The 14,076-nt window shown below is 59.7% G+C and carries 8 protein-coding genes; 1 reads left to right on the forward strand and 7 read right to left on the reverse strand.

Annotated elements, in window-relative coordinates:
* Window positions 1-47: 47 nt before the first annotated feature.
* The 6 genes from G3M56_RS01330 to G3M56_RS01355 all read right to left on the reverse strand — a co-directional run bounded on the left by G3M56_RS01330 (window position 48) and on the right by G3M56_RS01355 (window position 10,617).
* The gene (locus tag G3M56_RS01330; RefSeq protein WP_164363986.1) at window positions 48-866 is read right to left on the reverse strand and encodes a hypothetical protein; all 819 of its coding nucleotides are present in this window, start codon (window positions 864-866) and stop codon (window positions 48-50) included.
* Complete coding sequence (locus tag G3M56_RS01335) at window positions 866-6,541, reverse strand: LamG-like jellyroll fold domain-containing protein (protein ID WP_164363984.1); 5,676 nt, start codon at window positions 6,539-6,541, stop codon at window positions 866-868. The genes G3M56_RS01330 and G3M56_RS01335 overlap by 1 nt, the downstream gene beginning before the upstream one ends.
* Before the next feature lie 267 nt (window positions 6,542-6,808).
* Window positions 6,809-7,513 carry a type IV pilin protein gene (locus G3M56_RS01340; protein WP_164363982.1) on the reverse strand — a complete coding sequence of 235 codons (705 nt, stop codon included), beginning with the start codon at window positions 7,511-7,513 and terminating at the stop codon, window positions 6,809-6,811.
* Window positions 7,514-7,721: 208 nt separating this feature from the next.
* Window positions 7,722-8,093 carry a diacylglycerol kinase gene (locus tag G3M56_RS01345; RefSeq protein WP_164363980.1) on the reverse strand — a complete coding sequence of 124 codons (372 nt, stop codon included), beginning with the start codon at window positions 8,091-8,093 and terminating at the stop codon, window positions 7,722-7,724.
* A gap of 44 nt (window positions 8,094-8,137) precedes the next feature.
* Window positions 8,138-9,814 (reverse strand): esterase/lipase family protein, encoded by a 1,677-nt coding sequence (locus G3M56_RS01350; RefSeq protein WP_164363978.1) that lies wholly within the window; start codon window positions 9,812-9,814, stop codon window positions 8,138-8,140.
* 56 nt (window positions 9,815-9,870) lie between these two features.
* Entirely contained in the window at window positions 9,871-10,617 is a 747-nt protein-coding gene (locus G3M56_RS01355; protein WP_164363977.1) for a DUF2092 domain-containing protein, read from the reverse strand.
* Between the two features lie 140 nt (window positions 10,618-10,757).
* Between G3M56_RS01355 and G3M56_RS01360 the strand changes: the two genes are divergently transcribed.
* Window positions 10,758-11,873 (forward strand): hypothetical protein, encoded by a 1,116-nt coding sequence (locus G3M56_RS01360; RefSeq protein WP_164363975.1) that lies wholly within the window; start codon window positions 10,758-10,760, stop codon window positions 11,871-11,873.
* Between the two features lie 690 nt (window positions 11,874-12,563).
* Here the strand turns inward: G3M56_RS01360 and G3M56_RS01365 are convergent.
* Entirely contained in the window at window positions 12,564-14,033 is a 1,470-nt protein-coding gene (locus G3M56_RS01365; protein WP_164363973.1) for a DUF481 domain-containing protein, read from the reverse strand.
* Window positions 14,034-14,076 lie beyond the last annotated feature (43 nt).

Raw genomic sequence — 14,076 nt, forward strand, 5'->3', positions numbered from 1 at the left:
TGAATCTGCCGTGATTTGCCTGCGAATGGCGTATGGACCGAGCAAAATCACCCGTTGGTTCGGCGCAACACAAGCGTGCCGCCATTCCACTCAACCTCGGATCCACCGCCTTCAGTTGCAGCCGGACTCCCGGCCAGGATCTGCACCCCATTCACCGCGGCACGGCCCTGAGCGTAAACGTCCAGATTGAACGCATTGCCCTTCAAGTTAGAAAACACGACATAATTGCCCTCGTTGTTGTTCCCTTCCCCTGCGGCGCGCGGCCAGGGGCGGTTTCCTCCATAACCAGGAACCGGCAACTGATAGACGCGCGCTTTGTTATCACCTTGCCCCCAGTTGGTATTCTCCGAGTCCTCGAGGTTCGCTTCCTGTCCGCCCACTGTCACGCGCGACGTGAACCAATCGCTGCTGTTATCTCCATCGAGATAAACCACGACCTGGAACTCGCCCTCAAATGGCAGATTGGTGAACCGGATCGTCGCCTTCCTTGAGATATCGATGTAGCCCTTCCACATCCGGTCATCACTACTGGTCACAGGAATCGGCAACGTCGCTCCCGCGGCGTCCGTCGTGTAGCGGACGTTCACACTGGTTGGTGAACCATCAGCAAACATCAAGTTGCTCTGCTGACCGGAGCTACCGTTCACCAGAACGTTATTCCAATGGGCGGCGCGGAACTTGGGAGCGCCGGCCTCGTCCTGCGGCTTCATTTGCGACTCATCGTTCAAGCGCGGAGTAAAGTTCACGCTGATGGTATCGGCAGAGGCCAGCGTAACCAGTCCGCAAGCGCAGGCGAGCGTCTGCCACCAGCGGGCGCGATACGATGAAATTGAGGACGAACGTGAGGAATTGGGAGGTTGGGGCATTATTGCGATCGTTCTGTTGCTCTAAGTCGGAAGAATTGTCGGTTGTTCCCTGCCGCGGGGCTGGGCAGGCGGAGTGTAATACGAAGTCGGTTTCCAATGCGAGTTCTTGTGACTTCATTTGTTTCAACGTCCTGCCAATCGGCAGCGGCGAGAGTTGGCGAGCTTTGGCATTGAATTGCAGCCTCGGCCTCGGCTCCGTCGGTAATTTCGAAGACCAGATCCATCGTGCCGTCAGCATTGCGGGAAACCGCAGTGACCGCGCTGCCATCGGCGGATGTCGGATCGGTGCCGAACACATACTCGAAGAAATTGTCGCGACCGTCCTGGTCGTCGTCGGCACTGCGCAACACGAGCGCCCCACCGAGCACCTCGTCGAGCGTGAGTTGCTCGTGTTTCCAGCGATCGTATCCTGGCGCCGCCTTTTCCGCTCCGTCCAACTGTTGCAGGTACGCCACGAGATCGGCTTTCTGTTGCGCCGTCAGTGACGACACTGCGCCATGATTGTCGCCGCTGTTACGGGTGGTGATCACATCGAGTAGCGTGGCCGCACTACCATCATGGAGATAGGGCGCCGTGTGCCAGACACCGAGCAACGACGGTGTGTCCAGCCCGGTGATGCGCACGCCGAGCCTGCTCCCGCTCAATGAAGTGAGAGTGCCCACGTCGTGCAGCGTGCCGGTGGCCGCACTGTCGGTGAAGATATCCGTATCGTGACAGTGGTAGCAGCCGAGCGAGAGGAACGCCTCACGCCCGCGCACTGCGGCCTCAGTCATTTCCCCATCCGCCGACTTGTGCGGGCTTTCGGGCACGTCGTCGAGCGATGCAACATAGGCTGCCATGGCATCGAGCTCGGCACTGAGCCCGGCTTTGGGATCCCCAAGCGGTGTGTTTCGCGTGCCGCTGTTGAACTGGGCATCACTGAGGAACCCGGTACCACCGAAGGCATTGCGGATATCATGCTCGAAGTCCTGGATCTCGTCGAAGTTCCCCGTCCAGTGCACCCTGCCGTGCGCCATTCCCGACCGTCCGCGAAGTGTGGTCGTGTTACGGAACCCTTCGCCACGCTGGGTAAAGTCCCACGTGCGGCCGTCGTGCCCGCCATCGTCATGGCAGCTGGCGCAGGAAATGTAGGCATCTTTCGCCATGCGGGCATCCCCCGCATTGTAGAAAACCTTCTTCCCAGCGAGCACCTGGGGCGCCAGCGCCTCGGTGGTCACCGTCTTTATATACCCCACCTCACGCAGAGCGAAGCCGGTGCCGTCACGCACATCCGAGGCATCGAAAATCTTGATCGAGCGATCGAGGAAATGGTGGACAAACAACGCACCGCCGTCGCTGCTCAACGCCAACCCGCGCGGAGTCAGCCCCGAGTTGTCCACTCCGCCGCGACGGTCACCGCTGAAGGCATCGCGGATTTCCACTTGGTTCGACCCTTCCAGCGCGACAAACGCATAGCCGCCATTGGGAGAAAACTCGACATCCACCGGCAGGCCGACGTCGTTGAAATCGATGATCTGGCGCATCGCCGAGCCATTACCGGCAAGATCAAGCGTACTGCAGATCGGGCGCACACTGGTATCAAACGCGAGCGGTTGACCATCCCGGCCCGTTCCTCCAAAGATATTGTCCTTCTTCGACGGCACCCACGCGGTCGTCCCATCAGGGCTGATGGTGACGGTGTTGAGGTAATTACCGATCCCCCGGGCCTGGAATGAATCGTCCACCGTCGTGGTATCCGGAGCGAGGGTGAATGTGCGCACCACCGCAAGAGTGGCCGGGTTCACCTCCTGCACCACGGCGCCGCTGTCCTCGCTGATGAAGCGGGTCACCAACAACCGCGAAGCGTCATGCGTCATCGCCAACCCGCGCGGCCAGGCCCCGACATCGCCCAGCTGTTCGACAGCACCGGTGGCCAGGTTGAGCCGGGCGATCTGCCCGGTCGCTTCGAGCGAAACGTATGCCGCACTTTGATCCGGAGCGATCACCAAGCCATGCGGCCGACTGGCAAATGGGAGCTCATAGGTGGCAATCACCCCACCCGTCGATGCATGATGCACCGTCACCGACGCACTTTCTTTGTTGGTGACCCACAGATTGCCATCTCCGGCAACCGCGATCGACCTTGGGTGCGTTCCAGCCGGAGCCTCCCACAAGCGGTTGTAGGGGAACTCGCCATTCACCGCGGTGATCGAATCGTTGTCTATGTTCACGCAATAGGCCTTGCCCCCCGCCACTGCAATCGTGCCCGAACGCACCGGTCGTCCAGCCGTTGCCGCGCGCACCACGGTATGAGTGAACGACACGATCCGCTCGCCCAGTCGGTCGCTTGCGATCATACGCACGGTGTAATGCCCGGGCTCGTCGTATGTATGCGTCACCGCAGCGTCCGACGACTCGGCGCTCGTGGCGCCATCGCCAAAGTCCCAGACAAACCGAACATCGCCGGCAGCCGAATGCGCGCTTCCCGTGAAGCTGGTAGCCTCGCCCAATGTGGTCGCCGCCGGAGGTGTGGCACTGGCCGCCAGCCCATTGCGCAACGACGCCACGCCATCCCCGTCCAATGCCGCGCCATAGACGCGCACATCGTCGATGACCGCAGCAGCGAACCCATTCAAGTCTGGAGCCCCACCATTGGTCGTCCATTGCACATGCCAGCCGATGAGCTCGCCCTCGTCATTCGAAGCGTCATCAGTCACCTCCAAGGTCCACGTTCCATTGGCACTCTTGCCGTCGAGCGTCACCAAACTACCCTCGGGCTGGAATGATCCGGTGAATGGCGCGGAACCCTCGGTGATCGCCTGAGCGGCCTCATCGTCGAACCACGTCTCGGTGAAGTTCTCGCCAGTGCCTCCATTGTCCGTCGTCAACTCGACGCGCGTGCCGTCCGGATGGATCAAAAACACATCGAGATCACCAGTGTAGGTGTGGGTGGCATCGACCCGCACATTCACGTCCGTCAGCGTCCCACCGGCACCGGTCACCTCAAGCGTGCTGGTCACGGTTTGGTTACTGTTGATATTTTGTGGCACATTGGCCGACGCCACATTGGCGCTCGAGGAGCCACCGATCGTCCCCGCCGCGCCGAGCAACTCAAGCGGCAAATCCAGGGCCACCGGAGAAGCCCCGTAGGACACACCATCAACGAAAAGCGTGACCGCCCCGCCGTCGCGCACAAAGACCAAATGCGCCCAGTCATTCAGCGGCGCTGCCACGTCCCAACTAAACGATTGCCCACCAGCCGTGGTGAACCCAATCCCATTTCCCGTACCAGGATGGCTCAAATGCAGCTCCGCACCACCTCCGCTGAGCAATACTTGCTCGTCCGCGTCGGAACTGCGCTTGGCAAAGAGCGAGACCGTCCAATCGCCTGCCTGAACGCCTCCTCCAAGCACCACCACATCGTCCACTCCATCGAACCGCAACCCACCCTCAGCATGCACCGGCGATCCGTTGGCGCTCCCGTCCAGCCCACCTACGGCATCGACCAAATCACCGGTGAGCGGCCAATCGTGAAGGAGCGATGAGGTCTGAGCCTGCGAGTAAACCGTCTCCGCCTCGGTGGTCGTCAGCGGGTAATTGAACACGCGCACTTCATCCAGAGTCCCCACCAGATCCACGGGGGACCCGCCATTGTCCTCAATCCGACCGAGACTTGAGAACCCCTGCCCCGCCGTGCCGGTTCGCCCGGTCCCCGAGGCGTCGAGCTCCCCATTGATAAAAATTTGCTGCGCACCTGTGGTCGCATTACGCGTGATGACAAAATGGCGAGCCTCCCCGTCATTCACCGCGATGCTCGTTTCGGTCACGCCGCCATCCCCCGCACTGACACAAAGCCTCCCCGAGCCATTGATCCAGCCCCAGAACACATCCGCCTGACTCCCCGCCAGCTCGATCCCCGTCACCCCTGGAGCAAGCCATGGGCTGTTCGAGCCCGCCTGATTGGTGCTCAAATAGAATGCCAGCGAGCCGCTTCCCTGCAGTGCGTCCAGCGTTCCATTCAACTGCAGGAAGGAATCGCTGCCATTGACCTGCAGCCGGCCTCCACTCAATGACGCCCCGCCCTGAAGCGATCCATCCAGCGCGCCCACGCTGTCGTTCGCATCGCCATTGAAAGACCACCGGTGCATCTCACCGTCAGGATCCACAATCACCGGTGGGGTTCCACATTGACTGCCGGTGCGGAAGGCAAACTGATAATCGGCGGCAATGGCGTTGCCCGACCAATCCGCCACCCCATCGGCCACCACCGTGACGAGGTAGGTCGTATTGGCGGCGAACTCCTCGGCCGGTGTAAAGTTAACCAACCCGAACTGCAGAGTGAACACTCCGTCGAGCGGGTCACCGGGAACACCCTCCACCAACGGTTGCACCTTAATGTTCTGCGGCGTCAGAGTAGTCAGCTCCACGTTGTCACTGAACGCGATTCCCACCCGGGCACAGCGGGAGACATCGAGCTCACCGTCCGCCGGGCTGGTGGCGTCCACCACCGGGGGCGCGGTATCCGGCGCCTGCTGGTGAGGCATGAATCCGGTGCCGGTGCCATGGTCGTTGCCGATCAGGATCACATTGCCAAATGGGTTGGCCTGACCAAAATCCGGATTGCTCACTGCATTCAAGCCCCCCCGTCCGGCGATAAATGGGGCGGTCGGATCGGAGATATCGAGCTTCACCACCTCCGCCTGACAACCGAGAAACACATAATGATCCTGCGACGCCGTGTAGAGCTGCTCCGCCACCACCGGACTCGCGGCATGACTCTCCAACACAATGCTGCCGTCCGCATCGATCCGATAAATCGGCGTGCGCGCATTGCTCTGACGCGTGGCAAATGCCATCCGACTCCCCGTAAAACCCGGAGAATAGTGATGCTCTGGAATAGACGCCACCGAGTCCAACAACTGAGGCTCGGTCGGCGCCCCCACATCCAGCACGGAGAAGCCCGATCGTGACTCCATGGACGACACGATCAAGCGGTTCCCCAGCACCCAGGTCGGGCCAATATTGAAACCACCCAGCTGACCATTCGGGATCGGGTTCGGGCCGCCGCTGGCACGTGTCGCCAGCGATGGATTCGCTGGATCGCTCACGTCGATGAGATACAAGCCGTTGCCGCCGGTCGCGACATAGACGTAGGGGTGCTGCCACATCAGCTGCCACGGCGTGTCGGTGTAATCGCCACCATTGACGAACTCAAACAAACTCACCCGGCTCGGCGCATTGACGTCAGTCACATCCCAGATCTGAATCCCCTTCAAGCTCGGCAACAACATCAACTGACGCCCGTCCACGACACCAAAGCACATCGCATGGATCTCCCGCATCCGCGCGGTGGTCCCGGTCGGATCCCACACCTTCTTCACGATCCGCGGGCTGCGCGGGTTGGACACATCGTAGAACTGAATCCCACCTCGAACGTCGCCGCGCACCCCGCCACCATCCTCGGCAAACACCGTCACCATGTAGCCATTGACCATATGCGCGAGGTTGTAGCCGTAGTTGGTGCCCACCCCTAGAGCCCCACCATCACCGGGATGGATGCGGCTGATCTCAGAGAAGAGCTCACCCGAAGTGTAGCTGAGATTGCCCAAGCCCGGCCCCGGATTGGGCTCGGTCTGTGCAGACGCCGGTAGCGCCACGGCCACCGCGAGGGCGGCAATTGCGAAGAATTTCATCATGGGGAGTTTTGTTGTTGTGGCGACCCAAAGCAGACCCGCTAGAGCGCTGAGGATCAGGAGCTTAAACGCACCACGAAGCAAAAACTTAGAAATCCGCACACTACATCTGCGGATTCGTCCTACCCACAACGTCCCGCATGCCGCTACGGATTCCCCCTTCTCTATTCCCCGGATCCAGAAACCCGTTAACAACGAGCACAAAAAAAATGCGCCGCCGGACATCAGTCCGACAGCGCATTGTGGATTAATTAAGAGCTCTCTCGTGGATTACTTGAAGTTAGGGTCAAGCACTTCACGTGGCTTCGAGTAAGCAGCGGTGAATGGGTTCTTCGAACCGTCACCAAGGTTCTTCAGCTTGCTCTCTGCTTCCGGGTTCTCAAGGTCGAGTGCCTCGGACTTACCGGAAACGGTCACCATGATGACTTTACCGCTGGTCCAGGTACGACCTGGGTCGGAGGTACCAGCAAGCTCAGGATCCCAGGTTGGGTTCCAGCCACCGCTCACCGAGTTCTCCCATGCCAATGGGCAGGAGCCCTTCATGGTGTCGGTGCCGTCACCAAGCAAAGCCCAGTGCACGCCGCCGTCAGCCGAGCTGAAAGCATCGCGGTATTCCGGACCTTCACCCACATAGCCGTCTGGCTGCGATGGGCTGTTGTCGACGGTGAAGTCACCTTCATCCGAGGAGTAACCGCCAGCAATCAGATCGCGGAACACGGTCTCAGCATCGGTGTAAGTAGCATCGATACGCTTGGCTTTTTTGCCCTTCTGAGGGAAACGTCCATTGTTTTCCGATGCGTAGTTCGACATGACGCTGTGCACGTTTTTAGCGGCACTGATCGCCTTGGTCACACGCGACTTCTCAATGAACTGGGTGTATCCGGAGAAGCTGATCGTCGCCAGCACTCCGATGATCGTGATCACGACCAACAACTCAATCAGGGTGAATCCCTGGTTATTAATGCGTTTTTTCATAACGATATGATGTTTATGGGTTTGTTATAAGACCCGCACGAGACATGAGAAATGACACACGTCACGTGCAAGCCGAGTTTTATGCGCTGGTCAGGCCAGAAATGACAAGCCTTTTCAGCGATTTTCATGGTAGCAACCACAACGGTAGATGGTCAATCGTACAGGTCCTGCCGGACGCCAGATTTCCGGATTCCCAGCCCCCCCTGAATCAGCATCCAAGCAACACCACAAGTTTCGGCCCGAAAAGCAAGGTTCCCACAATCACGGCAACCAACGCACACACCAGTACAGCCCCGGCCGCCACATCCTTGACCCGCGCAATCTGCGGGTGCCGCGCCGGATGCAAATGATCGCATAGGGCTTCGATGCTGCTGTTGATCATTTCCGCCCCCAGAACCAACGCCCAGGTCAGTGCAAGCACAGCCCACTCCAGCTGGCTGAAGCCGAGCGCCCACGCCCCGGCCGAGGAAACGACCACCGCCAACGAATGGATGCGAAGGTTGCGCTCACTGCGCCAAGCCAGTCCGATCCCGCGCAAAGCACAGCGCATGGCCCCCACCAATGATCCTTTCGTTCCCATAGCGCCCCATGATAGCCCGTTCGCCATCACCGCCTCAAGCGCCGCTATTGCCCCCCACTCTGGAGCTCCTTGCGGTGCAGGAGCAAGATCCGGGCGACTTCACGAATCCCGTCAGGACTCAATTGCACGCTGTGGTTGCTCGGCACGATCCGCTCGGAGGCAGCCCCGTCGAGATGAGAACTCCAGTATTCCACCACGCCGTCACTGCTGTCGGGCGTATCACCCTTTCCCCGGTCACCGATGATGGAGTGGAATGGAATATCCTCCCGCAGAGGCAATTCATTGATGGTTCGGACAAAGCGATTGCGCGGCGACAAGGTGTCGATGCTATTGGGCATGGTCTCCATGCGGATGGCGTTGCCGCTTAGCGTCACCGCATTGATCACCGAGAGGCGCAGATCATCGAGGAAGCTTGGCAATTTGATCAAACGCGAACCAAAGCGCCCGACCCAGTTCGATGCGAACTTGCTGCCCTTATGAGGTGAGGCCAGGAAGACCACCCGCGCCACATCATCCCGGGACTTGAAGAGCAGAACCTCCTCGATGATCTCGCGGTTGCGCTCTTGCAAATCCACTTCATCCGGTCCGGCTCCGAAGTACATCCGCCACAGCTTGTCCCCCGGATCGGTCACCAACGTTCGAGCAATCACCCCCCCCATGCTGTGGCCGACCACAATGATCCGCTTGTGTCCCGGATAAGTCTCGTTGATGCGGTCCAGCGCCTCCCGAAGCAGTGCCGCCGAGTAGGGATACGGATAGCCGCTAGGGTAACTGAACGCCCAGAACTGGAACCTCGTACGGATCTCCGGAATGCCGTGCAAGTGGTTGATCATCGGCGCCCAGCTCGTCGGTGTGTCCTTGAGTCCGTGCACGAACAACACCGGAATGCGCTCCTTGTCGTAGGGCTGAAGGCGTATCAAGCGTGTCGTATCCTCGTACGACGCCGGTTTCAGCAACCTCGCCAACCCTAGCTTCTGGGGTTGTTCTTTGGCTATCCCGTAGGCGAGCGGAGCGGTCAAGTCAGCGGCAATCGGCACCGTGTAGCCGGAAACCTCGACGTTGACCCGCTCGAATGGGTTCACAAACCCGAGGGTTGCGGTGCTACCGTCGAAACTGATGTAAGCGGTGGCCGGAGCGTACCCACGCTTCATCTCAAACTCATCCAACTCAACATCTTCATCCGCGATGACGACCACCGGCGCGCCCACTCCCGGCATCAATGTACGCTCGTAAAAATACTGGCCACTGATGGTCAGCCGATCGGTGGGCACTAACTTGAACTTCGCCGGATCGTGCCCATTGGCAACATTCGGAGCGGTGGTCAACACGAAGTCGTCGCGCAATCCGCCCACCCGCACCGGCTCGTCCCACGGCGTGATATCGTGAGCCTCGACCAACTCAATCACCCGCCCGACCGCGAAGTTGTACGCACTGCGCCTGACCTCGTCGTAGGGCGTTTGCCCGAACGCCTCGGCAGCGTCCCGGCAGATCGCCAAATACTCACCGAGCGCCACGTGCGGTTGGCGTTTTTCCACCCGCCGAGCGGCATCAAAACGCGCCTGCCAGCTCGCCGCTTCGCCCTTTTCCACCGTCTCGTTAAGTTGGCGCGAAAACACAGGCGCGCGCTCTTTCACCTTCACAATCGAATGGCAGGCCGTAAGCCCGAAAGCCACCACCACCGCCATCGCGGTGAGTTGAATAGAACGAAACGAGATTCGCATGGTCAAACGGGATGAAGTGAACTCGATAGACTACGGAGAGGCTCGAACCCACGGGGTCAGCGTCCGGCAGGTTGATAGCCGGCAGGGATCACCGGAGTGAAAACCGCATCATCGATCGCCACGGCGAGCTGCCAGTTCCCCAGATCGCCTTCAGTCATCGGAGCGCCCTTCAGGTTGCCATACGCCACATCAAACCGACGCGGCAGATAATCCCCTTTTCCAATCCACACGTCCCAATCCACCGCGTCGCCCTCACAGAACACATGCCGGCACTCCACCCCATTGACGGTCTCATCCTTGAGCAAGCTGATCCGCCCCTTGGACTTGGCAATCCGACTGTACGGAGCACTCACAACGAGGTCGGCCAGCGGCGGGTATGCAGCCCAACCCTTGGTGTAATCATCCACAAACTGATTGATCGTAGCCGGCGCCCGCTCGACCCGGAACGTCTTGGCTCCGTGGTCAACCGTGGTCACTGTCTTCCCATTGAAATAAAGATCACGCCCTCCCTCCTGACTTACAGACTGCACGCGTACGTGATCGGGCCGCTGCACGTAAACCGTCACCTTCGCCGACTGATCGAATCCCGCCGCCTGCTGCAGCTCGGGATCTGACGAACGGGTGGCTTCGAAAACCATCGTCGGTGCCCCGCCCACAGTCGTCGACATCGCACGCAGGGCCTGATCAGCCTCGGGCTGGATCACCGCCCCACCACGCAGCGAAGAACAACTCGCACCAACAGATACCAATGCCGCACATCCAGCGATGCACACCAAATGACGAGGAGAGATTAGAGAAAACATAACAGCAAAAAGTGAACGCCCACCGAGGCAGTAAAAAAACATCACCAGAGAATGCGTTTCGTCGTCATCAATCAAGCTTGGAATCGTACCGCTCATAACAGCACATCCAACCTATGGCTGAGCTCCAGATTCCTAACGCCATGAAACCCCCGACCCAATACCAACTCGCCACCCTGGGCATCAGCGCCAGCCTACTCTGCGCCACGCCATCCCTCGCCGAGGAACCCACCAACCCGCCCGCCAATATCGCTCCCATCGAATCAGACGAACTCGCCGAACGCAGAGCCTCAATCCCATTGATTGAAGCCCGCCTGGCCGACCGTCAGGAGCAAATGAAGGAGCTCGCCGACGATATGGAAAGACTCCATCAGAAGATCGAGACTCGCATTGATAAAATCGTCGACACCCTCGCCAGCTATCGCGACTCCAACCAATCGAAAACACGTGTCGCCCGAACCAAGAGCAATGTCATGGAAGGCCTGGGCAAAGTTATCGCCGATTACAAACGTAAGCGCGATCAGTTGCTCGAAGAGGCAAAACAACCCAACTCAGGCATCACCGGGGAAGATGCCCAAGCCGACCTCAAAGCTCTCAACGAACTGGCAAACAAACGCATCGACCAGCTGATCATCCTTTCCAAAAGCTTCACCGACCACAAAGACTACGACAAATACAAGGAGGGCGCGACCTACTACGGCGGCTGGGGCCACCACGGCTGGGCGGTTCCCGTCCGCGACAAGAATCCGGACTTCGCCCAAAACCGCAGGGAAACCAAACAGACCGACAGCCAACGCCGCGGCATGATCGACGCTCTGAAGAGCAGCATCACCCAATTGGAAAAACGCATCACGCTGCTGGAGGACCTCAGCCAACGTGAAAGCTCGAACGATCAGGAACGCGAGATCTACGGCAAGGACCTCGCAGTTAGTAAAAAGACCCTAGAGGACCGCCAGTCTCAACTCGCCACCATGCTAGGGGCCTGGGAGCCATCCGGAGGCGAAAAGGCAGCCATGGAGGACGGAGGTACCACCGCGCCCGCACGCGAACCGAAAAAGATCAGCCGCAACGAAGCGCACGACCTCGAGCTCTTGATCCACGAAGTCGCCGAAGACATCGACCGGGATATGGACGAGTTATTCCGCAAGTACGACGAGCTCAAACAACGCCGCGCCCAAATCCGCAATATCGAGGCCAACCTCGATGCCCGCAAACAATGGCTCGAGAACTACGACGCCCAACACGGCAGCGGATCCTGAGCCCACACTCAGACCAGCTGCCGCCAAGCTCGGCGCAACAGCGCTGCCCATTCTCTGTGCGGACCCAAAACCTACAGCCGACAATCCTCGAACGGTACTAACTTAGGGCATCTCGCCGTGCCGGGAGCGGCCGGCGGGGCGGCGATGCGCTTCGGCGGTGTCGCGGGCTTGGCCCGTACTGCGTCTGCGCGGGATATCCCAGGGTGTGGTCGCCTGAGTCTCCCGTCACCCGGGGCTGGTTTGCGTCTCCTTTGCAGGGAGGATTTGACCCGAGCGAGGCTTAAGTTAGTGCCGATCCCGGATCCCCTCAGACACCTCGCCAGCACCAAGCTTGGCTAACGCCCACTCCTTGGTGCCGCACCCGCCGCACCCGCCGCACCCGCCGCACAGGCCGCACAGGCCGCACAGGCCGCACAGGCCGCACAGGCCGCACAGGCCGCACAGGCCGCACCTTCCGACCTTCCGACCTTCCGACCTTCCGACCTTCCGACCTTCCGACCTTCCGACCTTCCGACCTTCCGACCTTCCGACCTTCCGACCTTCCGACCTTCCGCAACCCGCCGTCGCGAAGCGACGACTTACCGGCTAGCCGGAGGTTTCAACCTCCGGTTCCGTCACCCAATCCAGCTCGTCCCGAAGGGACGGTTTACCCCTCGACGAGGCTCCGATGCGAGCGCCACCCGGCATCGATCAGAACCGATACGCAAACCCACCGGTAACGAGCACATCGCTCTTCTTCCGATCGCGCGTAGGCTCGTTGATGTACGTCCACGTCACTCCGGAGCGCAGCATCAGATTCCCGATCAACCGCACATCCAATCGCGCGGAACCATCGAGATGATAATCGCTGACATCCGACGGATTACCCACCGCGGAGAGCGACTGCTTCAAGGTCACCCCCTCGATCAACTCCCACGTGAACCGCTGACCAACAAAGACCGAAACATACCCTTCCGGGTCGTCGTCCACCGACTCAAATGTATAACCGGGGCCGCCATCCAGACTGAAGGTCATGGCATCGTTCTTCAGCAAATACGCACCAGCCAGCGCGGACGGAGTCATGCGATAGGCCACACCAGCCAGGTCATCGTGCAGGAACCCGAAATTGGCACCGGCATACCACCGAGGCCCGAACAACCACTTGTAATTGATTTCGGCAGCAGTCTTCTGCAACGTCGTACTGACTTCATCTTTGCTGTAGCTGGCATCGATATCAAAGAACCACTCGTTGCTCGCCGAGCGGAACGCCACGTCGTAGCCACCAGTGAGCGTCACGGTCTCCGCATTGCCATCGCTCACCGTCACCCCGGCTCCCGCCGAACTATCCCAACCCATTTTCGGCGCAGACGATCCGCCAGCCGCCTTGAATAAAGTGCGACGCTTCTTAGGTGACGGCTTTTGTTGGAACCCTCCAATCGCATACTCTACTGCCGTCATCAGCACCAGATCCGTCGTTTCCGCCCCCGCCGCAGGTGTGTTGTCATACGCTCCCCGTCCGGAAAAACGCAACGCCCAGAAATCACTCAACCGCGTCGTCAGCCCAGCCTCCGCCTCAAGCTGGTAGTTGGAAAAGTCACCGAACTCCGGCACAAACCCCGCCGACTGCCAAAACTGCGTACGATCGGTCAGCTGGTATTTGAAGCGCTGACCCAACAGTCCCGCCACGTAATGGTCGGACACACCGCCCTTGTCTTCCCAAAGGTAACCAAGACCGCCTTCCAGCGACAACGTCACGCGGTCGTTTTTGATCACATCGTAACCGACCTTCGGAAGCACCTGGGTCCGGTACTCCAGATCCGCCAAGGGATCGTGCAGGTACCCGGCCCGCGCACCAACATACATCCGGTCACTAACCGTCCAGCGGAAGTTACCAAACGCGCGAATCGTGTCGGTGGTGGTCTCTTCGCTATTTTCTCCGTAGAGATAATCAGCCCCGAGCACCAGCTCGTGACTGTCACCCAACCAAGTCGCCATTCCCTGTAACCCGCTGGTAAAGCTATCACTGTTGCCGCTACTCGCGCTGAGCGAGCCGGCGGCGGTGATCTCTAGCGGCGCGGGTTTCTTCACCTGCGTCACCGGCACCTCGGCCAATGCAGGAGCCACGCTCACTATGCCGCCAAACAAACACGTAGTCGCAGAGAGAAGAATCGATCGGGTCATAAGAAAACCCGCACGATGCCAGCAGATCCCCCCAATGCAATCA

Origin of the sequence: Sulfuriroseicoccus oceanibius, assembly GCF_010681825.2 — a bacterium.
GTDB lineage: Bacteria > Verrucomicrobiota > Verrucomicrobiia > Verrucomicrobiales > SLCJ01 > Sulfuriroseicoccus > Sulfuriroseicoccus oceanibius.